This is a genomic window from Variovorax atrisoli 110B (genome assembly GCF_000382045.1).
Classification (GTDB): domain Bacteria; phylum Pseudomonadota; class Gammaproteobacteria; order Burkholderiales; family Burkholderiaceae_C; genus Variovorax; species Variovorax atrisoli.
The window spans coordinates 306,682-331,911 of record NZ_KB907452.1 but is presented as its reverse complement, the minus strand read 5'-3'; the positions used below and the strand labels follow the sequence as shown (position 1 = coordinate 331,911).

At 69.2% G+C, this 25,230-nt stretch carries 22 protein-coding genes and 1 pseudogene; 15 read left to right on the top strand and 8 right to left on the bottom strand.

What is annotated here, in order from left to right:
- Positions 1-174: 174 nt before the first annotated feature.
- The 4 genes and pseudogenes from G369_RS35760 to G369_RS0112630 form a co-directional block, all read right to left on the bottom strand.
- Positions 175-1,311 (bottom strand): sensor domain-containing diguanylate cyclase, encoded by a 1,137-nt coding sequence (locus G369_RS35760; protein WP_167333966.1) that lies wholly within the window; start codon positions 1,309-1,311, stop codon positions 175-177.
- A gap of 136 nt (positions 1,312-1,447) precedes the next feature.
- Positions 1,448-1,582 (bottom strand): annotated as a pseudogene (locus G369_RS38155) (SDR family NAD(P)-dependent oxidoreductase); the annotation flags it as partial.
- Positions 1,583-1,597: 15 nt separating this feature from the next.
- Positions 1,598-3,409 carry a single-stranded-DNA-specific exonuclease RecJ gene (recJ, locus tag G369_RS0112635; protein ID WP_019654369.1) on the bottom strand — a complete coding sequence of 604 codons (1,812 nt, stop codon included), beginning with the start codon at positions 3,407-3,409 and terminating at the stop codon, positions 1,598-1,600.
- Positions 3,406-4,374, bottom strand: coding sequence for a hypothetical protein (locus G369_RS0112630; RefSeq protein WP_019654368.1), 969 nt, complete (start codon positions 4,372-4,374; stop codon positions 3,406-3,408). The genes recJ and G369_RS0112630 overlap by 4 nt, the downstream gene beginning before the upstream one ends.
- 55 nt (positions 4,375-4,429) lie before the next feature.
- Here G369_RS0112630 and G369_RS0112620 point away from each other — a divergent pair, with 55 nt between their 5' ends.
- Both G369_RS0112620 and lolD read left to right on the top strand, forming a co-directional pair.
- Entirely contained in the window at positions 4,430-5,686 is a 1,257-nt protein-coding gene (locus G369_RS0112620) for a lipoprotein-releasing ABC transporter permease subunit (protein ID WP_019654367.1), read from the top strand.
- Entirely contained in the window at positions 5,679-6,440 is a 762-nt protein-coding gene (gene lolD, locus G369_RS0112615) for a lipoprotein-releasing ABC transporter ATP-binding protein LolD (protein WP_244164312.1), read from the top strand. The genes G369_RS0112620 and lolD overlap by 8 nt, the downstream gene beginning before the upstream one ends.
- Positions 6,441-6,572: 132 nt before the next feature.
- On the opposite strand, the gene G369_RS0112610 is transcribed toward lolD, so the two are convergent.
- On the bottom strand, positions 6,573-7,340 hold the full coding sequence (locus G369_RS0112610; protein ID WP_019654365.1) for a sigma-70 family RNA polymerase sigma factor: 768 nt from the start codon (positions 7,338-7,340) through the stop codon (positions 6,573-6,575).
- 103 nt (positions 7,341-7,443) lie between these two features.
- Between G369_RS0112610 and G369_RS0112605 the strand changes: the two genes are divergently transcribed.
- A complete protein-coding gene (locus G369_RS0112605; RefSeq protein ID WP_019654364.1) occupies positions 7,444-8,073 on the top strand; it encodes an ATP-dependent Clp protease proteolytic subunit in 630 nt (209 codons plus the stop codon).
- 94 nt (positions 8,074-8,167) lie between these two features.
- Here the strand turns inward: G369_RS0112605 and G369_RS0112600 are convergent, their stop codons facing one another.
- A complete protein-coding gene (locus tag G369_RS0112600; RefSeq protein ID WP_019654363.1) occupies positions 8,168-8,557 on the bottom strand; it encodes a RidA family protein in 390 nt (129 codons plus the stop codon).
- A 213-nt stretch (positions 8,558-8,770) separates the two neighbouring features.
- On the opposite strand from G369_RS0112600, the gene G369_RS0112595 reads away from it, so the two are divergent.
- From G369_RS0112595 to G369_RS0112550, 10 genes are all read left to right on the top strand, one after another.
- Positions 8,771-10,345, top strand: coding sequence for an ABC transporter substrate-binding protein (locus tag G369_RS0112595; protein WP_026346345.1), 1,575 nt, complete (start codon positions 8,771-8,773; stop codon positions 10,343-10,345).
- 20 nt (positions 10,346-10,365) lie between these two features.
- Positions 10,366-11,634 (top strand): lactonase family protein, encoded by a 1,269-nt coding sequence (locus G369_RS0112590; RefSeq protein WP_019654361.1) that lies wholly within the window; start codon positions 10,366-10,368, stop codon positions 11,632-11,634.
- 11 nt (positions 11,635-11,645) lie between these two features.
- Entirely contained in the window at positions 11,646-12,587 is a 942-nt protein-coding gene (locus G369_RS0112585; RefSeq protein ID WP_026346343.1) for an ABC transporter permease, read from the top strand.
- A 139-nt stretch (positions 12,588-12,726) separates the two neighbouring features.
- A complete protein-coding gene (locus G369_RS0112580) occupies positions 12,727-13,566 on the top strand; it encodes an ABC transporter permease (RefSeq protein WP_019654359.1) in 840 nt (279 codons plus the stop codon).
- Between the two features lie 115 nt (positions 13,567-13,681).
- A complete protein-coding gene (locus G369_RS0112575) occupies positions 13,682-14,719 on the top strand; it encodes an ABC transporter ATP-binding protein (RefSeq protein WP_019654358.1) in 1,038 nt (345 codons plus the stop codon).
- 154 nt (positions 14,720-14,873) lie between these two features.
- On the top strand, positions 14,874-15,827 hold the full coding sequence (locus G369_RS0112570) for an ABC transporter ATP-binding protein (RefSeq protein ID WP_019654357.1): 954 nt from the start codon (positions 14,874-14,876) through the stop codon (positions 15,825-15,827).
- Between the two features lie 133 nt (positions 15,828-15,960).
- Complete coding sequence (locus tag G369_RS0112565) at positions 15,961-17,265, top strand: amino acid deaminase (RefSeq protein ID WP_019654356.1); 1,305 nt, start codon at positions 15,961-15,963, stop codon at positions 17,263-17,265.
- A gap of 26 nt (positions 17,266-17,291) precedes the next feature.
- Complete coding sequence (locus G369_RS0112560) at positions 17,292-18,203, top strand: MurR/RpiR family transcriptional regulator (protein ID WP_019654355.1); 912 nt, start codon at positions 17,292-17,294, stop codon at positions 18,201-18,203.
- On the top strand, positions 18,200-19,681 hold the full coding sequence (locus G369_RS0112555) for an N-acyl-D-amino-acid deacylase family protein (RefSeq protein WP_019654354.1): 1,482 nt from the start codon (positions 18,200-18,202) through the stop codon (positions 19,679-19,681). The genes G369_RS0112560 and G369_RS0112555 overlap by 4 nt, the downstream gene beginning before the upstream one ends.
- 260 nt (positions 19,682-19,941) lie before the next feature.
- Positions 19,942-20,127 carry a hypothetical protein gene (locus G369_RS0112550; RefSeq protein WP_019654353.1) on the top strand — a complete coding sequence of 62 codons (186 nt, stop codon included), beginning with the start codon at positions 19,942-19,944 and terminating at the stop codon, positions 20,125-20,127.
- A gap of 36 nt (positions 20,128-20,163) precedes the next feature.
- Here G369_RS0112550 and G369_RS35755 read toward each other — a convergent pair whose 3' ends face one another.
- Complete coding sequence (locus G369_RS35755) at positions 20,164-21,117, bottom strand: LysR family transcriptional regulator (RefSeq protein ID WP_019654352.1); 954 nt, start codon at positions 21,115-21,117, stop codon at positions 20,164-20,166.
- Between the two features lie 133 nt (positions 21,118-21,250).
- Here G369_RS35755 and G369_RS0112540 point away from each other — a divergent pair, with 133 nt between their 5' ends.
- Positions 21,251-22,147 (top strand): amino acid ABC transporter substrate-binding protein, encoded by an 897-nt coding sequence (locus G369_RS0112540; protein ID WP_019654351.1) that lies wholly within the window; start codon positions 21,251-21,253, stop codon positions 22,145-22,147.
- A 3-nt stretch (positions 22,148-22,150) separates the two neighbouring features.
- A complete protein-coding gene (locus G369_RS0112535) occupies positions 22,151-23,449 on the top strand; it encodes an aminotransferase class V-fold PLP-dependent enzyme (RefSeq protein ID WP_019654350.1) in 1,299 nt (432 codons plus the stop codon).
- Here G369_RS0112535 and G369_RS0112530 read toward each other — a convergent pair.
- On the bottom strand, positions 23,418-25,097 hold the full coding sequence (locus G369_RS0112530) for a SulP family inorganic anion transporter (RefSeq protein WP_019654349.1): 1,680 nt from the start codon (positions 25,095-25,097) through the stop codon (positions 23,418-23,420). The two genes, G369_RS0112535 and G369_RS0112530, sit on opposite strands and share 32 nt — an antisense overlap.
- Between the last annotated feature and the right edge of the window lie 133 nt (positions 25,098-25,230).

Here is a 25,230-nt window from a genome sequence, read left to right as displayed (position 1 = left end):
CCTCCTGTGAATCGATGAAGAGCGGTCGGCGATCGCGCTGCGGGTCGTTCCTTCCGCCGGGTCGCCGCCGAGGATAAAGGGCCGGCGTGAAGGCCAGGCCCTTGCGGGGCCTTCGCCGGCAGGAAGATTTCGTTCAAGGCGCCAGCAGGCGCGCGAGGATTACGAAGAAATCATTCAGGCGGTGCGCCCGAGCTCGCTCGCGAAGGCGTAGGCCGGTCCCATGCGCTGCCGCTTGCAGTGCGCCAGCGCACGCTCGGCCGCTTCGAGCAGGCTGCCGAGCGTGTCGCCGTCGCCGGGATGGCTGGCGATGCCCATGCTGAGTTCGCCGCCCGCGAGCAGCCGGCCTTCATAGGCCACGGGCCGCGCACCGGCGGTCTCGATGCGGATCGCCATCTCCGCGAGCTTATGCCGCGGCGGCACGCCGACCAGCAGGATCGCGAAGCTGTCGGCGCCGAGCCGCGCCACCATGTCGTCGGCGCGCAGCTGCTCGCGCAGGCGATGGGCGATGGCTGCCAGCACCGCATCGCCGCCTGTCTGGCCATGGCGTTCGTACACCGCGTCGAAATCGTTCAGTCCGATCAGCATCAGCGAGAAGCTGCGGTCCTCGCGCAGCCATTCCTCGCCGCGCAGCTCGAAGCCGGCCTCGCTGGCCGCACCGGTGAGCGCGTCGATGCCCGGCGCCGCCAGGAGCGATTGAGCGTGCGCCTCGACGGCTCTTTCTTCGCGGATGCGCATGGCGGCGGCCACCGCGAGCAGCGCGAGCTCTGCGATGACCGCGGCCTGCGCGAGGCTTGCATGGCCCGGTGTCCAGGGCGCCACGCCCCAGGCCGGAAGATGCGCCGCCGAGACGCCCGCCAGCAGCAGCGCCGCGCCCACGCAGAAGAGCAGCGCAGGCCACGGCGCGCGGCGGCGCACTGCGATGGCGCCTGCGACGAGCGTCACGGTGGAAGCTGCAACCAGCGCCTGCAGCACGCGCAGCAGCCAGGGCAGGCGGGCCTCGATGGCGCAGTAGAGAGCGGCCAGCGCCAGCGCGGCGAGAAAGCCCAGCGCGACGCGGTCCAGGCGCGGCGTGAACTTCGGCAGCCGCAGCAATTGCCGCGAGAACTCCAGGCGGCATCCGGCCCAGAGCATCAGCACGAGTGCGGCCCAATGAGCCCGCGGCCCATCGGGCGAAAGGCGATCCAGCAGTGCGAAGCCAGCGAGCGCGAAGCCGCAGGCCAGCACGTACCAGGCATGCATGCGGGCGCTGCCGGACACCAGCAGCAGCACCAGGCCGCAGACCATCAGGCCGGCGAGCACGCCAAGACTCATGCCGGCCTGCATGGGCGGGGGTGAAGGTGAAGGTTGGCTGAGACGGGGCGAAGGCTGGGCGGCATCCGGTCGGCTTCGGGAAGGAGGTCGCCGATCGTAGCCGGCCCCGCGGCCGTTCTCACGCCTGCGGTAAGCGGGTGCCGGTCACGCCGGGCATCGGGCAGGTGACCGACACGCCCGTGCCCTTGAGCTCGTTGCGCAGCGCCATCGCGAACGAGTCGATGAAGGCCTTGCTGCCGTTGTAGACAGCCTGGAAGCTGTCCGGCTGGAAGCGCCGGACCTTCCGCTAGAACTCCGCGCCTTCCACCAGGAAGCGCAGCCGCCGCACCCCCTGCCACTCGTCGGCGTCGAGCCGGAACGCCAGCTTGACCTTCGGCGGCAGCGGCTCGGTGTGGCTGAACCACATCGCGTCGATGGGCTGGCCCTGGTGCCTGAGCTTGAGCGACAGGTGTTTCTCGCCCACCAGCCGCTGCGACACCACTTCCACCTCCTCGCTGAAGGTGGGCGGCGCGAAGCCCTGGCCCCACACCTCGCGATGCAGCGTGTCGACGAGGTCGATGCGCATGTACTCGCGTGCGATGGGGCCGTCGGTCTCGATCTGGCGCGTGAGCGCGGATTCGGCCAGCAGCTCGCGCGCGACCTGCGCGAATCCCTTCTCGAAGGTCTCGAAGTGCTCGCGCGCGACGGTGCAGCCCGCGGCCATCGCGTGGCCGCCGAAGCGCAGCAGCACGCCCGGATGGCGCTTGGCCACGAGGTCGAGCGCATCGCGCAGGTGGAAGCCCGGGATCGAGCGGCCCGAGCCTTTCAGCTCCTGCTCCTTGCCCGGCGCGCCGCTGGCGGCGAAGACGAAGGTGGGGCGGTGGAAGCGGTCCTTGATGCGCGAGGCCACGATGCCGACCACGCCTTCATGGAAGCCCGCGTCGAACACGCTGATGGCCGGCGGCGGCGCCTCGATGCCGTCGCCATCGGCGGCGAACAGCGATTCGGCCAGCAGCAGCGCCTGGTCGCGCATGCCGCCCTCGATGTCGCGCCGCTCGCGGTTGATGCCGTCGAGCATGCGCGCGAGTTCCTCGGCGCGGCCGGCGTCGTCGGTCAGCAGGCATTCGATGCCCAGCGTCATGTCCGAAAGCCGGCCTGCGGCGTTGATGCGCGGGCCGAGCGCGAAGCCGAAGTCGAAGGTGGTGGCGATGGACGCGTTGCGCCCGGCAGCCTTGAAGAGCGCCGCGACACCGGCAGGCATGCTTCCCGCGCGGATGCGGCGCAGGCCCTGCGCCACGAGGCGGCGATTGTTGGCATCGAGCCGAACCACGTCGGCGACCGTGCCGAGCGCGACGAGCGGCAGCAGCGCATCGAGCTTGGGCTGGGGTTTGCCTGCCCCCCGGCTTGCCACTTCGTGTGCTTCGCCACCCCCCGAGGGGGAGGCTGGCCCGCCTTGGGGCGGCCCGGCGGCGGGCGCGGGCGTGTCGAACACGCCGCGCCGGCGCAGCTCGGAGCGCAGCGCGAGCAGCACGTAGAACATCACGCCGACGCCGGCGATGCTCTTGCTCTCGAAGCCGCAGCAGGGCTGGTTGGGGTTGACCAGCACGTCGGCCGCGGGCAGCTCGGGTCCGGGCAGGTGATGGTCGGTTACCAGCACCTGCAGGCCGTGCGCCTTGGCAGCGGCCACGCCCTCGACGCTGGCGATGCCGTTGTCGACGGTGATGAGCATGTCGGCGCCGCTCGCGGCCACGCGCTCGGCGATGGGCGGCGTGAGGCCGTAGCCGTCGACCACGCGGTCGGGCACGAGGTAGCTCACGTTCTTCGCGCCCAGCAGGCGCAGGCCGCGCACGCCGACCGCGCAGGCGGTGGCGCCGTCGCAGTCGTAGTCGGCGACGATGCACAGGCGCTTGTCCTGCGCGATGGCGTCGGCCAGCAGCACGGCGGCTTCGCGGGTGCCGTGCAGGGTGTCGGGTGGCAGCAGCAGCGCGAGGCCGTCGTCCAGTTCTTCCTTGGCACGCACGCCGCGCGCCGCGAACAGCCGCGCCAGCAGCGGATGCACGCCGGCCTGCTCCAGCGCCCAGACGGTGCGCGGGGGGATGTCCCTGGCTATGATTTTCATAGCGCCTCCAGGACGCCGGCCGCACGCTTGCGCTCGAACAGGCTCTTCGCCCAGCGCGCCAGGCCGCGCGGCTGCACGGTGTAGCGCTGCGAGGCGCGGTCGCCGCACAGCGTGAGCGACACGTCGTTCGCGCCGCGCGTGTACTCGGCCAGCAGCGCGGCGACGGGGCCGGCATCGAGCGCCTGCCAGGCCTCGGCCCAGCCGATGCCGTCGTCGCGCAGCGCGGCGGTGCGCAGAGAGTCGTCGGCGGCCGGTGCGACGGCGGTTGCTGCCGCTTCGTTCTTCAGCGCGCCGGTGCCGGCGAGCCAGAAGGAGTTGATGGGCGGCACGCCGCGCGCGGCGCGGTCGTCGTTCACGCGCTGGGTGTACAGCAGCATCTGCATCTCGTTCTGCAGCCGGCGCAGCGGCCGCGCGGCATCGGCCAGCGGCGACCACTGCGAGACGGGGTAGCCCACGGCGCGGTCGATGGAAGCAGTGGCCAGCCCGTCGAAGATACCCGCGCGCGCCAGCCAGCGGCCGGGCACGGGCGAGGCATGCAGTGCGATGCCGTCTTCCTCGAAGAAGGGGCGGGCGGCTTCCAGCAGCGCGGCCGACTCGCCGGCGTCGATCTCGATGGAGGCCGGATCGCCCAGCACCACGTCGTCGATGCCGACCTGCCAGTTGCACAGCGTGACGGTGCCCCAGCCCTCGGTGTCGCCCGGCGCAGCGATGCCCAGCCGGCGCGCCTCGAGCGCGGCCCAGGGGATGCAGCCGTCGGGCGCGGAGATGCCCAGCGCCTGCGCCAGCGCGCGTTCATGCGGAGGCGAGCGCGTGCTTTCGTCCTGCGTGTCGGTCTCCGCGAGGGTGAGCCGCGAGAGCAGGTTTTCGAGATTGGGGAGCCTGAGCGTGGAGAGGGCCGCGCGGCATGACGGGGAACCGCGGCCGGCGAAAGGGATCAGCAATTGGCGTGGGGAGGTTTCGGCCATCCCCCTATTGTCCGGGAAGCCCCAGGGTTGCCCGGAATGCCACAATTCCGACCCTATGCGACTTCCTTATGAACTGCAGCTCGGCTGGCGCTACACGCGTGCAGGCCGGGCGACGCGGCGCAACGGCTTCATCTCCTTCATCTCCGGTGTCTCGATGCTCGGCATCGCGCTGGGCGTGGCGGCGCTGATCATTGTGCTCAGTGTGATGAACGGCTTCCAGAAGGAAGTGCGCGACCGCATGCTCGGCGTGGTGTCGCACATCGAGATCTTCTCGCGCGACGGGCAGGCGCTGCAGCAGCTCGACCAGATCATGGCGGCGGCGCGCAAGCACCCCGAGGTGGTCGGCGCGGCGCCCTTCATCAACACGCAGGCGCTCATCGCGCGCGGCGAGGACATGAAGGGCACGCTGGTGCGCGGCATCGACCCCAAGCTCGAGCCCGAGGTCACCGACATCAACGGCATCGCCTCGCGCGGCACCTTCGACAAGCTCGTGCCGGGCCAGTTCGGCATCGTGCTCGGCGCGGAGCTCGCTCGCTCGCTCTTCGTGCAGCCGGGCGACCAGGTCACGCTGGTGGCGCCGGGCGGGCAGGTCACGCCGGCGGGCGTGGTGCCTCGGCTCAAGCAGTTCACCGTGGTCGGCACCTTCGACTCGGGCCACTACGAATACGACTCCGCGCTGGCCATGGTGCACGAGCAGGACGCCGCCAAGGTGTTCCGCCTCGAAGGCCCCACCGGCATCCGCCTGAAGCTCAAGAACCTCAACGAGGCGCGCGAGGTGGCCGACCAGCTGGCCGTGAGCCTGCCGGGCGAGTTCCTCATCCGCGACTGGACGCGCCAGAACAAGACCTGGTTCGCGGCGGTGCAGGTCGAGAAACGCATGATGTTCATCATCCTCACGCTGATCGTGGCGGTGGCGGCCTTCAACCTGGTCTCCACGCTCGTGATGACCGTGACCGACAAGCGCGCCGACATCGCCATCCTGCGCACGCTGGGCAGCTCGCCGCGCAGCATCATGGGCATCTTCGTGGTGCAGGGTGCGATGGTCGGCGTGATCGGCACCGTGGCCGGCCTGCTGCTGGGCCTGGGCATCGCCTACAACATCGACGTGATCGTGCCCTTCCTGGAGCAGCTGTTCCATGCGAGCTTCCTGCCGAAGGACATCTACCTGATCAGCAAGATGCCCAGCGATCCGCAGCAAAGCGACATCGTGCCCATCGCGATCATTTCCCTGGTGCTGGCCTTCGTCGCCACGCTGTATCCGAGCTGGCGCGCCAGCCGCGTGAACCCCGCCGAAGCCCTGCGTTATGAGTGAAATGACCCCCACGCTCGGCACTGTCGTGTCCTCGCTGCCCCCCGAGGGGGCCGCCATTGGCTTGGGGCGGCCCGGCGCCAATGATGTTGTTCTGAAAGCCCGTGGACTGACCAAGCGGTTCCACGAGGGCAGGCTCGATCTGACCGTGCTGCACGGCATCGACCTCGACGTGCACGCCGGCGAGACGCTGGCCATCGTCGGCGCCTCCGGCTCCGGCAAGAGCACGCTGCTGCACCTGATGGGCGGGCTCGACGAGCCCACCACCGGCAAGGTCGATCTGCTGGGCAAGGACATCGCCCACGCCGATCCGGCCGAGCAGGGGCGGCTGCGCAACCAGCACCTGGGCTTCGTCTACCAGTTCCATCACCTGCTGCCCGAGTTCAGCGCGCTGGACAACGTGGCCATGCCACTGAAGATCCGCCGCGTGGAGAAGCAGGCCGCCGCGCAGTCGGCCGCGAAGATCCTCGAGAGCGTGGGCCTGGGCCAGCGCCTGCACCACCGCCCCGCTGAGCTCTCGGGCGGCGAGCGCCAGCGCGTGGCGATCGCGCGCGCTCTGGTCACGCAGCCGGCCTGCGTGTTGGCCGACGAGCCCACCGGCAACCTCGACCGAAGCACTGCCGACACCGTCTTCGAACTGATGCTCGACCTCGCACGCCGGCACGGCACCGCCTTCGTGATGGTGACGCACGACCAGGACCTGGCGAAGCGCTGCGACCGGGTGCTGCAGCTGGTGGCGGGGCGATTGGCGGGCTGATACCGGCCTTTGTCTTTCTCCCTCCCCCGCTGGGGGAGGGCAGGGGTGGGGGCACGGCGGCGTTCAACAAAGCACTGCGCCGAACGATCGCAGCTTGCCCCCATCCCAACCTTCCCCCAGAGGGGGAAGGGGCTAATACGACAGGGCTACTTCGGCCTCTTCGTCCGTCTGCCTTGCATCGAGCGGCAAGACACACAGCACCTTGCCTCCCAGCGTGAGCACGAGTCCAAGCCGGCCGCCCATCTGCATCACCTGGCAGACGGTGCGTGGTGTTTCACCGGCCGCGCTCGCAGACATCGACAAGGCCCGCGCAGGCGGCTGCCGCAGCATCGCGAACAACACGCGCGCATCGCAGTCCTGCAGCGCCTGCCGGTAGACATGGAAGACCGTGTCCGAGGAGCCGGCTTCATCCCGGCTCTTTTCCTCGCGCAGCCGCAGCAGTGCGCGATGCAGCTGCTGCCTGCAGGCCGCCTCGGTCCTGCCGGCGGCCTCGGCGATTTCCCTGAAGCTGGCTTCGAAGACTTCGCGCAGCAGCACCGCGGCGCCGTCGGCCGGCGAGAGCCTTGCGGCAATGAGGCGTAAGGCCTGCTCGATGGATTCGGCCTGCGCAGCCTCGCTCTCCGCCGAAGGCGCCTCGGATGCGAGCCCTTCGGCATCGCGCAGCCAGCGCCGCATCCAGCCATCGCGCCGCAGCCGGTCGATCGCGAGGTGCTGCATCACGGTCGTCAGCCAGGCCTGCATCGATTCGGGCCCGGGCCCTTCGCCGGCTTCCAGCGCGCGCAGGTAGCTCTCTTGCACCACGTCCTCGGCATCGGCCGGGCCGCCGAGCATGCGCGCCGCCGCGCGGACCAGCCGGCCGCGCAGTGCCGGGAATTGCGAGAGATAGTGTTCGTCGAGCATCCGCGCAGCTTGCCATGGTGCGCAAAGCCCGTGCAATGCCCGCGCAATGTCACGAAACTGTGGGCTTGTTCGTCAAGACAGTCCAACCACAGGAGCTTTCTTCATGCAGCAACCCAACATGCCCATGTTCTCGATGGGATCCGACGAAGACGACACCAAGCCCGCCGCCACGGCCGAGCCGCGCAACTCCTACCTGGAAGAAAAGGCGTTCAAGTCGCGCACGCTGCTGATCTTCGGCGCCATCACCGATTCGGTGGCCGCCGACGTGACGCGCCGGCTGATCGCGCTGGACGCCGACAGCGCCGCGAAGCCCATCGACATCCTCGTGAGCTCGCCCGGCGGGCACCTGGAGTCGGGCGATGCCATCCACGACATCGTGCGTTTCATCAGCGCGCCGGTGAACATGATCGGCACCGGCTGGGTGGGCAGCGCGGCCACGCACCTGTTCCTGGCGGCGCCGCGCGAGCGCCGCGTGTGCCTGCCCAACACGCGCTTCCTGATCCACCAGCCCAGCGGCGGCGCGGGCGGCCAGGCGACCGACATCGCCATCCAGGCCCAGGAAATCATCAAGGCCCGCCAGCGCATCGCGCACGAGATCGCTCGCGAGACCGGCAAGCCCATCGACGTGGTGCTGGCCGACATCGAGCGCGACCGCTGGCTCTCGGCCGAGGAGGCGGTGGAGTACGGGCTGGTCTCGCGCATCATCCAGCGCAAGACCGAATTGCACGGCTGAAGGCGGAAGACCGGACGCAACAAAAGCGAATCCGGAAGAATTTTCCGGGTCTTCCTTTCGCGCTCTTCGCGTCCGGCTGTCCGATCCCGCTTTCTCAGGCCTTGGGCTTGTAGGCCACCACGTCGATCTCCACCCGCGCATCGACCATCAGGCGGGCCTCGGTGGTCGAGCGGGCCGGCTTGTTCTCACCGAAATAGCTCATGTAGATGCGGTTGAAGGCACCAAAGTCGCGCGCGTCCTGCAGCCAGCAGGTGCTCTTGCAGACGTCGTCGAGGGTGGCGCCGGCCAGCGCGAGCACGGACTTGATGTTCTCCATCACCTGGCGCGTCTGCGCCTCGATGCCGCCCACCACGATCTCGCCGTCCTTGTTCACGGGCACCTGGCCCGAGACGTAGATGAAGTCGCCGGCGCGCACGGCCGGGGAGAAGGGGCGGACCTGGCGGTCGGAGGCAAGGGGAGGGGCGCCGAGGTATTCGAGGGGCATGGGTACTCCTGAGTAGTGTTGAAGGAAGAAGGGAAGGAACAAGGAAACAAGGGCTGGAGCCAGCCGCGAGTATCCCTCCGATTTGAAAATCTATTTCAAAAAATCGTCCGAACGAGGGTTAACACGGATGATTTGGCATGGATACTGCTTCAAAGTTCGGGCCGGAGAGAAAATTTCTTTCACAAATCAGTCCGCCCCATGAAGGAGTTCCCCATGCCCCACGTCGGTCCCGTCCAGCGCCTGCCCATGCTGTCCAAGCGCAGCCTGCTGGGTGCCTCCCTGCTCGCGGTGCTGTGCGCCGCGCTGCCCCACCCGAGCGCCCATGCCCAGGGGCCGCGCAATTTCGCCACGCTGGCGATGGTGGCGGAGCCGCAGACGCTCGACCCTATGGCTTCCACCGCAGACCTGGTCGGAACCATCATGCAGCACGTGTACGAGACGCTCTACACCTTCGACGCCAAGTGGAACGTGGTGCCGATGCTGGCCGAGGGCATGCCGAAGATCTCGGCCGACGGCAAGACCTACGCCATCACCCTGCGCAAGGGCGTGATGCTGCACAGCGGCCGCGAGCTCACGGCCGACGACGTGGTGGCCAGCCTGCAGCGCTGGATGGACCAGTCGCCGCGCGGCAAGGCCGTGGGCAAGGAAATCGACAGCCTCAAGGCCAAGGGCCCGCTGGCGGTGGAGATCGTGCTGAAGGAACCCTACGCGCCGCTGCTGTCGCAGCTTGCGCTGCCCAGCGGCATGGCCGCCATCATGGCCAAGGACTCCATCGCCTCGCCGCTGAAGGAGTTCGTGGGCACAGGCCCCTACAAGTTCAAGGAGCGCCGCCCCGACCAGTTCGTGCTGCTCACCCGCTTCGACAAGTACAGCCCGCGCAAGGAGGCCGCCAGCGGCTACGGCGGCAAGCGCGAGGCGGCCATCGAGGAGCTGCGCTTCGTGCCCGTGCCCAACGCCAGCACCCGCGTCGAGGGCGCGCTGGCCGGCCAGTACGACTTCGCCGACCTGCTGCCGGTGGAAGCGCTGCCGCGGCTGGAGAAGTCGGGCGGCAAGACCGTGCCGATCATGACGCCCTCGTTCGGCTTCCCGTACCTCGTGCTCAACACCAAGGAAGGCGTGGCCGCCAGCCAGCCTGTGCGCCAGGCGATCCAGACCGCGCTGGGCGAAGGCGAGATGCTCGCCGCCGGCTTCGGCGATACGCGCTTCTTCACCGCCGAGCCCAACCACTTCCCGAAGGGCTCGCCCTTCTATTCGACCGCGGGCGCCGACCAGTACAACCAGCGCAACGCCGCCAAGGCCAAGGAAGCCGCCGCCAAGGCCGGCTACAAGGGCGAGCCGATCCGCGTGCTCACCAGCCGCCAGTACGACTTCCACTACAACATGGCGCTGCTGATGGCCGAGCAGCTCAAGCGCGCCGGCTTCAAGGTCGACCTCAACGTGGTCGACTGGGCCACGCTGGTGCAGCGGCGCAACGACGCCAAGCTGTGGGACATCTACGTCACCCACTCGGGGCAGTTCCCCGAGCCCATGCTCTCGCCGCCGCAGCTCGGCGACGGCGCGCCCGGCTGGTGGGAAACGCCTGCCAAGAAGTCGGCGCTGCAGGCCTTCAACGTCGAGAGCGACCCCGCCAAGCGCGGCGCGCTGTGGGGCAAGGTGCAGCAGGTGGTGTACGACGAGGTGCCGTACATCAACGTCGGCAAGTTCAACGGCCTCTCGGCCAAGAGCCCGGCGCTGGACAACTACCAGCCCGCGACCTGGCCGTTCTTCTGGAACGCGAAGATCAAGTAAGAAGGCGGAGACACACAGCCATGCCGTCGCGTCGCCAACTCCTGCAAGCCAGCGCACTGGCCTCCGGCCTCGGGGCTCTGGGCCTCGAACCTTCCCTTGCCTTCGCCGCCCGGGCTGCCGCCCAGGGCCCGGTCTACGCCTACGTCGGCACCTACAGCGACGGCGGCAAGCCGTGGCGCGGCGGCCGCGGACAGGGCGTGCACCAGTTCGTGCTCGACAGCGCCACCGGCGCGCTCAAGCCCATTCCCGGCGCACCGGCGGCCGTGGCAGGCACGGGAGAGGGCGCGAAGCTGCGCAACCCCGCCTCGCTCGCGCGCCACCCGAAGCTGCCGATGCTCTATGCGGCCAACGAGTTCGAGGCCGGCTCGGTCTCGGCTTTTCGTATCGGTGCAGACGGCGCGCTGAGCTTCGTCTCCGAGACGCCCTGCGGCGGCAAGGACCCTGCCTACATCAGCGTGCACCCCGACGGCCGCTTTCTCTTCACCGCCAACTACGCGAGCGGCGACGTCAGCGTGCTCGCGCTGCGCGCCGACGGCACGCCCGATCCTGCCGTCGCAGCCGTCGTCTACAAGGACGCGGAAGCCTGCGGCGCCGGCACGCCCTGCAAGCCCGGCGCCGACGTGGTGCCGCAGGCCGCGCGCTCGCACGAAGGCTTCGCCACCAGCGACCACGACGGCCCGCACGCGCACATGGTGCATGCCGACCCGAAGGGCAACTTCGTGCTCGTGGCCGACCTGGGGCTCGACCGCCTCATCTCCTACCGCTTCGACCGCGCCACCGGCGTGCTGAGCCAGCCGAGCACCGTGGCCGTGTCCGAAAGCTCCGGCGCACGCCACTTCGTGTTCCACCCGAACGGCAAGTGGCTCTACCTGGTGAACGAGGAGGCCTCGACCATCGCCTTCATGCGCTACGACGACGCCACCGGCGTGCTCACGCTGGTGAGCGAGACCTCGGCGCTGCCCAAGGGCTTCAAGGGCACGAGCTACGCATCGGGCATCCGCATGCTGCCCGACGGCCAGCACTTCGTGTCGCTCAACCGGCTGCATGACTCGATCTCGATCTTCAAGGTCGACGCCCGCACCGGCGCGCCCACGCTGGTGCGAGAGGAATGGTCGCGCGGCAACTACCCGCGCAGCTGCACGCTCGACCCCAGCGGCAGGTTCCTCTACGTGTGCCACAACAAGCAGGGCGACAACGTGACGGTCTTCCGCGTGAAGGGCGGCGACATCCAGTTCACCGGGCAGTACGTCGCGGTCGGTTCCGCTGCGGCCCTCGAGTTTTCAGCGTGATGAAGAAATCGCTGTTGCGCTACATCGCCTCTCGCGTCGCGGGCATGCTGGTCGTGCTCGCCATCGTGGCGGTGCTGGTCTTCGTGCTCACGCGCGCCGCGTCGGGCGACCCGGTCTCGGTGCTGCTGGGCGACCAGGCCACCGCCGCCGACATCGCCCGCGTGCAGAAGGAATACGGCCTCGACAAGCCGCTGCCCGTGCAGTTCGGCTACTGGCTGCGCGAGGTGCTGCAGGGCAACCTGGGCCAGTCGATCTTCCTGCAGCGCCCGGTGACGCAGGCGCTGTGGGAGCGCTCCGAACCCACCGCGCTGCTCGCTTTGATGGCGGTGGCCATCGCGGCGCTGATCGGCGTGCCGTGCGGCATCGTGTCGGCGGTGTTCCGGGGGCGCGCGGTCGACCAGCTCTTCACAGGCATCGCGATGCTGGGTGCCAGCATCCCGAGCTTCTGGCTCGGCATCGTGCTGATCCAGATCTTCGCCGTGTCGCTGGGCTGGTTCCCGGTGTCCGGCTACGGCGCGCCCGATGCGCCCTTCGCCGAGCGCCTGCATGCGCTTGTGCTGCCGGCCGCCGTGCTGGGCCTGCTGAACTCGGCGCTCATCATCCGCTTCACCCGCGCCTCGATGCTCGACGTGCTCGGCGAGGACTACGTGCGCACCGCGCGTTCCAAGGGCCTGAGCGAGGGCACCGTGGTGCTCAAGCACGCGCTGCGCAATGCGCTGGTGCCCATCGTCACGGTGATCGGCCTCACGATCGCGCTGATGATCGGCGGCGCCGTCATCACCGAGACCGTCTTCGGCCTGCCGGGCGTGGGCAACCTCGTGGTCAGCGCGGTGCTGCGGCGCGACTATCCGGTGATCCAGGGGGCGCTGCTCGTCATTGCGGCGATCTACGTGCTCATCAATTTCTCCATCGACCTGCTGTACGCGGTGGTCGACCCGCGCGTCAAAGTATGAATACCCCCAGGCTTGCCCACTTCGTGTGGCCTCCAACCCCCTTGCAGGGGGCAATACCAGCGGCGCGGCAGAGCCGGTTCCGCGGTATTTCTGGAATCGGTTGCTCGACCCGTTGTCTTGCTGTGGCTGGAGGTATCTGATGCAAATGCCCCGAATGCTCCGCCAGCTGATGCACAGACGCATCGTGATGGTGTCCGCGCTGGTGCTGCTGGTGATCGCGGTGCTCGCGATCGGCGCGCCGCTGTTCGCTTCCATCGACCCCAACGACACGGCGGTGCTCGAACGCCTGAAGGCGCCGAGCGCCGAGCACCTGCTCGGCACCGACGAACTCGGCCGCGACCTCTATTCGCGCATCGTGCATGGCGCGCGCTACTCGCTGGCCATCGCCGCGCTCACCGCGCTGGGCGCCGTGATTGCCGGCACCGTGCTGGGCCTGATGGCGGGCTTCTTCCGCCGTCTCGATGCGCCGCTGATGCGCGTGGTCGACGCGATGATGTCCTTCCCCGACATCCTGCTGGCCATCGCGCTGGTGGCCATCCTCGGGCCCTCGCTGGTCAACACGGTGCTGGCGCTGGTGCTGGTCTACACGCCGCGCGTGGCGCGGGTGGTGCGGGCCTCCACGCTGGTGGTGCGCGAACTGCTCTTCGTGGAAGCGGTGCGCGCGCTGGGTGTGCGCACCTCGCGCATCCTGTGGCGGCACATCCTGCCGAACCTGATGTCGCCGATCCTGGTGCAGGTGTCGTTCATCTTCGCCTACGCCATCCTGGCCGAGGCAGGGCTCTCGTTCCTCGGCGTGGGCGTGCCGCCCGAGATCCCGACCTGGGGCACGATGGTCGCGGGCAGCCAGCAGTACGCGCACCAGGCCTTCTGGGTGGTGCTGTTCCCGGGGCTCGCGATCATCTTCACGGCGCTGTCGCTGCAGCTGCTCGGCGACGGCGTGCGCGACCTGCTCGACCCCAAGCTGAAAAAGACGGCATGAAAGCACTCCCCCAGGCTTGCTCACTGCGTGTGGCCGTCGACCCCTTCGCCGGGGGCGATGCCTGCGGCCCGGCAAGGCCGGCTCTGCGGTATTCCGCGCGAAAGGCATATCCGAGATGAACACCGCTTCCAATTCCCCGCGCCTCACGGTCAGCCGCCTGAGCACCAGCTTCCCGACCGAGGACGGCCTCGTGCGCTCGGTGGCCGACGTGAGCTTCTCGATCCAGCCCGGCAAGACGACCGCGCTGGTCGGCGAGTCGGGCTCGGGCAAGTCGGTCACCAGCCTCACGCTGATGCGCCTGTTGCCCAAGACCGCCAACGCGCAGGTCAGCGGCAGCGCTTCCTTCGTGACGCGCGAGGGCAAGACGCTCGACCTGCTGGGCATCGGCGAGCGCGAGATGCGCTCGCTGCGCGGCAACCAGCTGTCGATGATCTTCCAGGAGCCGATGACCAGCCTGAACCCGGTGTTCACCATCGGCGAGCAGATCGCGGAGAGCGTGCGCCTGCACAAGGGGCTCGACCGCAAGGCGGCGCTGGCACATGCGCAGCGCATGCTGGAGCTGGTGGAGATTCCGGCCGCGGCGCAGCGCATCCACGAGTACCCGCACCAGCTCTCGGGCGGCATGCGCCAGCGCGCGATGATCGCCCTGGCCATGGCCTGCGACCCTACGCTGCTGATCGCCGACGAGCCCACCACGGCGCTCGACGTGACCATCCAGGCGCAGATCCTGGAGCTCATGCGCCGGCTGCAGGCCGAGACGGGCATGAGCATCCTGTTCATCACGCACAACCTGGGCGTGGTCGCGCACCATGCCGACGACGTGGTCGTGATGTATTCGGGCCGCGTGGTCGAGAGCGCGCCGGTGCGGCCGCTGTTCGCGCAGCCCGAGCACCCGTACACGCAGGGCCTGCTGGCCTGCCTGCCGGGCAAGGCGCGACAGCCCGGCCAGTCCAAGCCCAGGCGCCTGTTCGCCATTCGCGGGCAGGTGTCGAGCCCGCTCGCGCCGCCGCCGGGCTGTGCCTTCGAGCCGCGCTGCGATCTGGCGTTGGCCGAATGCAGCGCGGGGATGCCGCCGCTGCTGGACATCCGGCAGGGGCGGCAGGCGCGATGCGTTCGTGTGCAGCCTGAAGCAACGCTGGCGAGGGCTGCATGAGTCGCACCCCGTCCCCGTCTTGCTCCCTCCCCCTCTGGGGGAGGGCCGGGGTGGGGGCACGCAGCCTTTCCACCGCCGCGACAGTCTCCATCGCTCCTAGCCCCCATCCCAACCCTCCCCCAGAAGGGGAGGGAGCCAATACCCAAAGTCCACGATGACCACCGCAGCCCCCCTCATCGAAGTCCGCGCCCTCAAGAAGTACTTCGGCAGCAGCGACCGCCCGGTGCGCGCGGTGGACGACGTGTCCTTCGCGATCCACTCCGGCGAGACGCTGGGCCTGGTCGGCGAATCGGGCTCGGGCAAGAGCACCATCGGCCGTACCGTGCTGCGCCTGCTGGAGCGCAGCGGCGGCCAGGTGCTCTATCGCGGCGACGACATCGGCGAGCTCTCGGCCGAGCGCATGCGCCGGCTGCGCAGCAAGCTGCAGATCATCTTCCAGGACCCGTACGCCAGCCTGAACCCGAAGATGCGCATCGGCGCGATCCTCGGCGAGGCGCTGTCCACGCACGGCCTGCACAAGGGGGCGGCGGCGCGCGAGAAGCGCATCGCCGAGCTGCTCGAGACCGTCGGCCTGCGTGCAGAGCATGCGAACCGCTTCCCGCACGAGTTCTCGGGCGGGCAGCGCCAGCGCATCGGCGTGGCACGGGCGCTGGCCGTGGAGCCCGAGTTCATCGTGGCGGACGAGCCGCTGTCGGCGCTGGACGTGTCCATTCAATCGCAGGTCATCAACCTGCTGGCCGACCTGCGCGAGCGGCTGGGCCTGACGATGCTCTTCATCTCGCACGACCTCGACGTGGTCGAGTACCTGTGCGACCGCGTGGTGGTGCTGTACCTCGGCAAGGTGATGGAAGTCGCCACCACCGAGGAGCTGTTCGCGCGCCCATCGCATCCCTACACCCGCGCGCTGCTGGCCGCGAGCCCGAAGCCCGATCCGGAGATGGCGACCGAGCGCATTGCGCTCAAGGGCGACATCCCGAGTCCCATCTCGCCTCCTTCGGGCTGCGTGTTCCGCACGCGCTGCCCGCATGCCGCAGAAGCCTGTGCGCAGACGGTGCCACCGCTCGAAGAGATTTCGGCGGGACACTACAGCGCCTGCATCAAGTTATGACCAAACCCCCAGTCTTCGCGCACTTCGTGTCGCGTGCGCCTTCCCCCTTGCAGGGGGCAACACCTGCGGCCCGGCAAAGCCGGTTCCGCGGTGTTCACGAACATGCGATGACAACAATGAACCCTGAGACTCAATGAACACTCCGCTCGTCATGAACGACTTCACAGACCCGCTGCTGGGCAGCAACTTCAAGGGCTATCCGCGCACCGCCGCGCCGCGCCGCCGCAGCGAGATCGGCGACGCCGGCTGGAACGTGCTGGCCGGCGACCTGCCGCTGCCTCTGGCCGTGCTCAAGCGCGAGGCGCTCGAGCACAACCTGGCGTGGATGCAGTCGCGTGTGCGCGAGTGGGGCATCGACCTCGCGCCGCACGGCAAGACCACCATGTCGCCGCAGCTCTTCCAGCGCCAGCTCGACGCCGGCGCCTGGGGCCTGACCTTCGCCACCGTCACGCAGCTGGCGGTGGGCGTGGCGGCCGGCGCGCGCCGCACGCTCATCGCCAACCAGGTGGTGAGCGACGAAGACCTGGCCGGCATCCAGATGCTGCTGAGCAGGCACCCCGAGCTGCGCATCGTGTTCCTGGTCGACTCGCTGGCGCAGCTGGCGCTGATCGAGGACTGGTCGAAGCGCCATCCTTCGAGCGTGCCCTTCGAGGTGATGATCGAGATCGGCGTGGACGGTGCGCGCACCGGCTGCCGCACGCACGAGGAAGCCGTGGCGCTGGCCACGAGGCTGCGCGCTAGCGACGCGGTCAAGCTCGTGGGCATCGAGTGCTACGAAGGGCAGGGCGCCACCGGCCAGAGCGAACCCGACACCGCCTACGCCAAGGCGCTGATGGACCGCGTGGAAGCCGTGGCGCGCCATTGCGACGAGAACAGTCTCTTCGAGACCGACGAGGTGCTGGTCTCGGCCGGCGGCTCGGCCATCTTCGACCTCGTGGCCGGCCGGCTCAAGCCCGCGCTCGGTGCGCCGGTGCGCGGCCTGCTGCGCTCGGGCTGCTACGTCACGCACGACCACGGCTTCTACAAGCGCATGGTGAGCGCGGTGGATGAGCGCCTGGGCTGCAACTGCGGCGAGAGCCTGGTGCCGGCCATGGAAGTCTGGGCCACCGTGCAGTCGCGCCCGGAGCTGGGCCTGGCGATCCTGGCGGTGGGCAAGCGCGACATCTCCTTCGACCTCTCGCTGCCCGTGCCCATCGCACGCGCGGCGCGCGGCGTGCTGCAGCCGCAGGGCGTGCCCGCCGGCTGGAAGATCACCGCGCTGAACGACCAGCACGCCTACCTGCGCTGGGAAGCGAACGAGGAAGCCGAGGCGCCGAAGGTCGGCGACCGCGTGGGCCTGGGCATCTCGCACCCCTGCACCACCTTCGACAAATGGCACTGGATGCCGGTCGTCGAGCAGGACTACCGCGTGAGCGACGCGGTGGCCATGCATTTCTGAGAGAGCGACTTCCCGAGCGCATTCCGATGACCCCATCACTGCTCCAGAGGATCGCGGACATCCGCAGCGACGCGCCGGCGACGCGGCGCGCGATCCTCGACCTGATCCTCGAAGACCCCGACCGCGTGCTCGAAGAAAGCTTCGAGCAGCTGGCCGAGCGCTCGCGCAGCTCGGTGCCCACCATCATGCGGACCTGCCGAGACCTCGGTTTCGCCGGCCTGCGCGAATTCAAGCTCGCGCTCGCGCAGGAGCTAGCGCTGGGCGGCTCGCCGCTGCACCGCCGCGTGAACATCGAGGACGCGGCCGACGAAGTGGTCGGCAAGATCGCGCGCAGCGCGGCGGCCTCGGTCTCGGGCGTGCGCGGCCAGCTCGACATGCAGGTGCTCGACGGCGCCGTGGCGGCGATCGCGGCGGCGCCGCACGTCGACCTGTACGGCGCGGGCGCCACCTCGTGGTTCATGGCCAACGACCTGCAGGCGCGGCTCTTCCGCCTGGGCCTGTCGGCCAACGCATGGGCCGACTACCACCTGCAGCAGGTGGCCGGCGCGGCGCAGCGGCCGGGCGGCGTGGTCATCGCCATCTCGCACGTGGGCGGCATGCCCTCGCTGCTCGATGCGGTGGACATCGCGCGCGGGCAGGGCGCCAAGGTGGTCGCGCTCACGCGGCCGGGCACGGCGCTCGCGGCCAGGGCCGACTTCCTGCTGGGCCTGTCGGTGCCCGACGACGCGGTGATGCACGTGGGCATCGACGCCTACCTCACGCACCTCACGGTCATCGAGATCCTCACCGTGCTGGTGGCCCAGCGCCGCGGCGAGCCCGCGGTGCAGCGCCTGCAGCGTGCGCGCGAGGCCTTCCAGCGCCATGGCATCGACGCCACCACGCATCCGCTGCAGAGCTGGGACGGCGGCGGCGTGAACGATGGAGGGAGCGCATCGTGAGCGAAGACAACAAGAAGGCCGTGCTGCTGGAGGCCGGCCTGGTGGTCGACGGCTCGGGCGGCCCTTCGTGGCCGGGCGACGTGCTGCTGCAGGGCGACCGCATCGTCGCGCTGGGCGAGGGCCTGCGCGGGCGGCTGCCCGATGGCCTGGCGCTGGCAGACGTCGAGGTGGTCGACTGCCGCGCGAAGGTGATCGCCCCCGGCTTCATCGATGCGCACACGCACGACGACGCCATCGTGCTGCGCGACCCGCTGTGCCTGCCGAAGGTGTCGCAGGGCATCACCACGGTGGTGACGGGCAACTGCGGCATCTCGCTGGCGCCGTACCGCACGCCGCAGTCGCTGCCGCCGCTCACGCTGCTGGGCGCCGATTCGTTCCGGCACGCGACCATGGCCGAGTACCGCGCCGCAGTCGATGAGACGCAGCCCGCGCTCAACGTGGCCGCGCTGGTCGGCCACACCACGCTGCGCTTCGCCGCCATGCAGGCGCTGGACCGTCCCGCCGATGCCGAAGAGCTGGCGCGCATGGAAGCGCTGCTCGACGGCTGTATGGCCGACGGGGCGCACGGCATGTCCTCGGGCCTGTTCTATGAAGAAGCCTTCGCGGCGCCCGCGGAGGAGGTGACCGCGCTGGCGCGCGTGGTCAGCCGCCACGGCGGTGTCTACGCCACGCACCTGCGCAGCGAGATGCAACAGATCATCGAGGCGCTGCACGAGGCCGGCGACTGTGCCTTCGAGGCCGGCGTGCCGCTGGTGATCTCGCACCACAAGTGCGCGGGCCCCGCCAACTGGGGCCGCACGAAGGAGACGCTGCCGCTGATCGAGTCGCTCGCGCAGCGCCAGAAGATCGCGATGGACGTGTACCCCTATGTGGCCGGCTCCACCGTGCTGCGCGAGGACCTGGTGGATGGCGTGATCGACGTGCTGCTGACCTGGTCCGATCCGCATCCGGAGATGACGGGGCGGCTGGTCTCCGACATCGCGCGCGAGTGGGGTGTGAGCGAGCAGGAGGCCTGCCTGAGGCTGAAGCCCGGCGGCGCCTGCTACTTCCAGATGCAGGAGGAGGACGTGGAGCGCGTCATCTCGCACCCGCTCACCATGATCGGCAGCGACGGCCTGCCGCACGACCGCCATCCGCATCCGCGCCTGTGGGGTGCCTTTCCGCGCGTGTTCGCACGCTACTGGCGCCAGCGACGGCTCTTCACGCTGGAGCAGGCGGTGTACAAGATGACCGGCATGACCGCGCGCAACCTGCGCATCGCCGACCGCGGCCTGTTGCGCGCCGGCACCATGGCCGACGTGGTGGTGTTCGACCCCGAGACCATCGCCGACACCGCCACATACGACCAGCCGCACGGCGTGAGCCTGGGCGTGGAGCGGGTGTTCGTGAACGGCGTCCTGGCCTATCGCGGCGGCGAGCCCGAGGCCCGGGTGCTCGCGCGCGCGGGGCGGATGCTGACGCGGGGCAGCGCTAGCTAGGGCCCGCTCACATCGCGCCGCCGCCCCGGGGCGGCGACGCTGACGCGGTCGGCCTGGTCGCACCGGTCGCCTCGCAGCCAGCCTCCCTCCAGGCCTGGGCGGTCCCCGTGCCGGGGCTCGGGCTGCCCCCCCCGGCAGCTTCATGCTGCACCGCAATATCTGTGCGGCTATAACCCTAAGACCGCTAAAGTTCTAACGCTCCAGGCAGAAATCAGTCAAACTGTGCACTTCCCAGCCGTCGAATTCCTACTGGAGCAAAGATGGACAAGGACGCCGAAGGCCTTGGCGCCGACTTCGAGTTGTGGCAACAGCTCACCGACGACTACGAAGTCGCTCTGGGTGCGCTAGCCCGTGGCGAGCCCGGCGCGCGAGAGCGGGTGGTTAGGCTGTCGCTGGCGCTGCAGCGCCTGCACCCCGATCTTTCCCCGGTCGGCGGCGACGGCTGAGCCGGCTTCAACAAGGCGTTTCCCCGTCGAAGGCGCTCAGGCCGGGCCGGATTCCTCCTTTTTCTCCCCTTCCTTTTCCTCCTCTCCCTGCGCCTGGAACATGCGCGCGAAGTCGCAGCACTCCTGCGCCAGCATCACGATCGACGAGGTGAGTGCGCTGCGGTGCTCGCCCTTGTGCATCGCCACATAACGCACCACCGGCAGGGCCGGCGCCACCTCGATCACCGCGAGCATGCCCGCCGCCACCAGCGGCTGCAGGCACTCCCGCGGCAGGTAGCTCACGCCCAGGCCCGACACGGTGAGCCCGGTCAGCGCCACCAGGTTGCTCACCACGATCACGTCGGCGGGCTGCACGCCCTGGTCCTTCATCCAGGCGTCGTAGGCGCGGCCGGTGCCGGAGTTGTTGCCCTGCACCAGCATGCGGTGGCGCGCCAGTTCGTGCAGCCGCATGGCGCCGCCGCTGGGTTGCGGCACCACGCCGGGCTTGCACATCCAGGCGCTTTTGACTTGGCCGATGACCTTGTGCGGAAGGCGCGAGTCGGCGAAGGTCTCGGGCACGATGACCAGGTCGAGCTCGTCGGCCAGCAGCTTGTCGCGCAGCTGCAGGCTGTCGTCCACGTCGGGCTCGAGGATCACCTTGGGGTAGTGCCGCCGGATCAGGCCGACCAGCCGCGGCAGCCAGGTCATCGCCGTCAGCTCGGTCACGCCGAGGCGGATGCGCCGCTCCACCACCTCCGGCTTGCCGAACTGCTCGATGGCCGCGTCGCGCTGCTCCAGCAGCTTGCGGGCGAGCACGAACATCTCCTCGCCCTTCTCGGTGAGGCGGGCGGTGCGCTGGCTGCGGTCGAAGAGCTCGGTGTCGAAGAGCTGCTCCAGCTCGTGCACCCGCTTGGAGATGGCCGACTGCGAGGTGTGCAGCTGGTTGGCCGCCTGCGCGAAGCCGCCCAGCCGGGCGATCCAGTACAGGGCTTCGAGCTGCTTGAAGGTCATCACGGGGAGCTGGCTCCGTAGTGGAAAGAACGCTTTTTCTCATGCGATTCGATCACAAAAAATCGCTTTTGGAAATTGATGGCGAGGCCGAAGATTCGCCGGAACCACCTCATCGACCCTTCAAGGAACCGCCATGGACTTCAAGAAACTGCCCCTCGCGCTCGGACTCGCCCTTGTCTTCGCCAGCGGCGCTGCCGTCGCCCAGTACAGCGGCACGCTGCAGAAGATCAAGGACAGCGGCACGATCCAGATCGGCGCGCGCGACAGCCAGATCCCGTTCTCGTACAAGCTGGGTGCCGACGGCGACCCCATCGGCTTCACCAACGACATCTGCCTGAAGATCGTCGATGCGGTGAAGGCCAGGCTGGGCCTTGCGAAGATCGACGTGCGCTACACCATGCTCAACTCGACCAACCGCATTCCGCTGCTGCAGAACGGCACCGTCGACCTCGACTGCGCGACCACCACCAACACCACGCAGCGCCAGCAGCAGGTCGACTTCGCGCCCAGCCACTTCGTGGCCAACATCACCGCCGCCGTGCGCAAGAACTCCGGCATCGACACGTTCGCCGACCTCAACGGCAAGAACGTGGCCACCGTCTCGGGCAGCACCTCGATCCAACTGCTGCGCGTTGCGCGCAAGAGCGGCACCATCGAAGTCAACGAGATCCCCGGCAAGGACACCTCCGACGGCTTCCTGCGCCTGTCCAACGGCCGCGCCGACGCCTATGTGCTCGACGACGTGCAGCTCGCCGGCATGATCGCCAGCTCCACCAACCCGGGCGAGTACAAGATCCTGAAGGAATCGCTGCGCCAGGAGCCCTACGGGATCATGCTGCGCAAGGACGACCCGCAGTTCAAGGCGCTGGTGGACGAGACCGTCACGGGCCTGATGAAGTCGGGCGCCATCGAACAGCTCTACACCAAGTGGTTCCTCTCGCCGATCCCTCCGCGCAACGCGAACCTCAACTTCCCGATGACCGACGCGGTGCGCGAGATCTACAAGAACCCGAACAACAAGGGCGTCTGAGCGATGGATTCCAAGCTGTCATCGAGCCATCCGAACGGGCTGGCCTTTTCCGACGCGCTCATGCGCGAGGTGAAGAGCCGCTTCCTGCAGGTCGACCACGACCACCACGGCCGCGAGCGCCTGTACTTCGACAACGCCGGCGGCTCCTTCCGCCTGAAGGCCGCGGCCGAGCGCTTCGCGCAGGTCGATGCCATTCCCGACAACACCGAGCGCATCCACGCCACCGCCGTCGAGCTGCAGCAGATCCAGGCCAGGGGCTGCGCCGACCTGCGCACCATCCTCAACGCCACCGGCGGCAGCGTGTACGCCTCGCTCACCGCCTCGGGCGCCATGTTCGACATGGTGCGCGCGGTGGCCGAGAACGTGCCGGGCACGAACATGGTCACCACCGTGCTGGAGCATCCTTCGGCCTTCGACGCGATGAGCCTCTACGCCCAGCGCCTGGGCCGCGAGCTGCGCGTGGCGAAGAGCAACCCCGTCACCGGCGGCGTCGACGTCGACGAGATCGTGCGGCTGGTCGACAAGGACACCTGCCTGCTCAACGTGATCCACGCGTCGAACATCTCGGGCGCCAAGCTCGACATGGAAGCCATCGTGCGCCGCGCGCGCGAGATCAAGCCCGACCTCTACATCCTGGTCGACGCCGTGCAGCACGCGCCGCACGGCCTCATCGACCTGCAGAAGACGCCGGTGGACGGCATCAACCTCGCGCCCTACAAGTTCTTCGGCTGCAGGGGCTCGGGGCTGTCGTGGATGTCCGACCGCGCGGCCGTGCTGCCCCACCACAAGCTCGCGGGCAAGAAGCCCGACTACTGGGACCTGGGCAGCGCCTCGCCATGGCAGTTCGCGGTGCTCACCGAGATCGTCGACTACGTCTGCTGGCTGGGCTCGCACTTCGCTGATGCCGCGGACAGGCGTGAGCTCTTCGTAGCGGGCATCACCCATATCGAGCTGCACGAGCGCGCGCTGCTGGCGGCCCTGCTCGACGGCACTGCGAACGCCGCCGGCATGCGCAGGATGGAAGGCGTCAACGTCTTCCTCGACTACGAGGACCTGAGCAAGCGCGACCTGATCCTGGGCATCGGCTTCGACCGCATCGACTGCACGCAGGCGGTGGTCGAGTATGCGAAGCGCGGCGTGACGGTCTACGAGCGCGTGGCGAGCAGCATCTACTCGAAGCGCATGCTCGAATCCTTCGGGCTCACGGGCACCGTGCGGGTGTCGCCGCTGCACTGCCATTCGATGGCGGACATCGAGAAGTTCCTGCGGATCACCCGGGAGATTGCCCGGAACGCGCAGTGATGCCGGGCGCCGTGCGCGGCACCGCATCGTCCACGCTCCACGGCGCGTACACCTCGGCATGCAGGTCGGGTGAATTCACCTTCGCGAGCAGGTCGCGCACGTCGTCCTTCACGCGCGCCAGCGAGAGGCGAAGGCCCCGCACGCGCACGTAGGCCGCGAAGTCGCACAGGGCCTCGATGCTGGTCGCGTCGAGGTCGGGCGACTCCTCCAGGCTCAGCACCATGCGCTGCAGGCCCGGCGCGGCGTCGATGCGCGCGCGGATCGATGCGAACACCGCGTCCGCATTGCCGAAGAAAAGCGGCACCTCGGGCCGCGCGATCAGCACGCCCGGAGGCACCACGGCCTCGGGGTGGCGCGCGATGTCGACGAAGTCGTGGCTCTGGCCCAGCCGCCCGAGCCAGCTCACCGTGGTGCGAGTGAAGCCGCGCAGCAGCAGCAGGATGCTCACGCCGATGGCCGCCAGCAGCCCGTTGAGCACGCCCAGCACCAGCACCGCGGCCACCGCCACCAGCGCCACCAGACGGTCGCGCCGCCACTGGAAATAGGGCCGCAGCGCAGCCGGGTTCAGCGTGTGGCTCACCGCGTGGATCACGATGGCCGCCAGCAGCGGCTCGGGCGTGTGCGCGATCCACGGCAGCAGCGTGAGCACCGCCACCAGCACCACCAGCCCCGCCACGATGCCGGCCGCGCGGCTCCTGGCGCCGGCCGATTCGTTCGCCGATGTCGCCGAGTAGCCCGCGCCCACCGGCATGCCCTGGAACAGCGCCGACAGCAGGTTCGCGCCGCCCAGCGCGAGCAGGTCGCGGTTGGCCGACACGTTGTCGCCGTGGCGCATGGCGAAGGTGCGTATGGAGCCGTACGACTCGGCATAGAGGATCAGCGCCATCGCGAAGGCCAGCCCGCCAAGGTTCTGCCACTGCGCGCGATCGAGCTGCGGCACCGTCGGATGCGAGAAGTCGAGCGATATCGGCCCCACCGCCGCCACGCCCCAGGCATGGCAGAAGCCCTGCGCGTCGAGCGCGATGCCCGCCACGATCACCAGCAGCGCCGCCGGCACCGCGCGCCATCGTGCGAGGCCGCGCAGCAGCACCAGCGCCACCAGCGCCATGGCCGCGCCTGCGATGTTCCAGTGCCGCCATTCGGCCACCAGGCCCGCGAGGAGCCTGAAGAAATCGCTGTGCGCCGGATGCACGTCGAGCACCTTGGGCAGCTGCTTGACCACGATGGTGAGCGCCAGCCCCAGCGCGAAGCCGCGCAGCACGGGCTTGGCGATCAGACTCGACACCGCGCCCAGCCGGGCGACGCCCGCGATCACGAAGAACACGCCGGCCAGCAGCACGATGCCCATGCCCATCGCAAGCCGCGTGGCGGCGTCCACGCCCGTCACCGAGGTGGTGGCAGCGAACAGCACCGCGGCCGAGGAGGAGGTGGCGGAAACGATTGCGAAGCGGCTGCTGCCGAAGAGGCCGTAGACCAGCAGCCCGGCGAAGAGTGCGATCACTCCCGCTTGCGGCGGCAGCCCCGCGATGCCCGAATAGGCCACCGCCTCCGGAAGCAGCAGGCCTGCGATGGAAATACCCGCCACGATGTCGGCGAAGCCGGGGCGGCGGGCGTTGGCTGTCGGTGTCGGCGAGGGTTCGGCGGCCATGGGCAGGCAAGTGTGCTGATGTCGTCCCATGCTTGCAATGGCTGGCGGACCGGAAGCTGACTCATCGAACGGGCATACTCGCGCGCGCCCGAAAAACCATATCTCTCTACAACAAGGATCCCATGTCAGGACA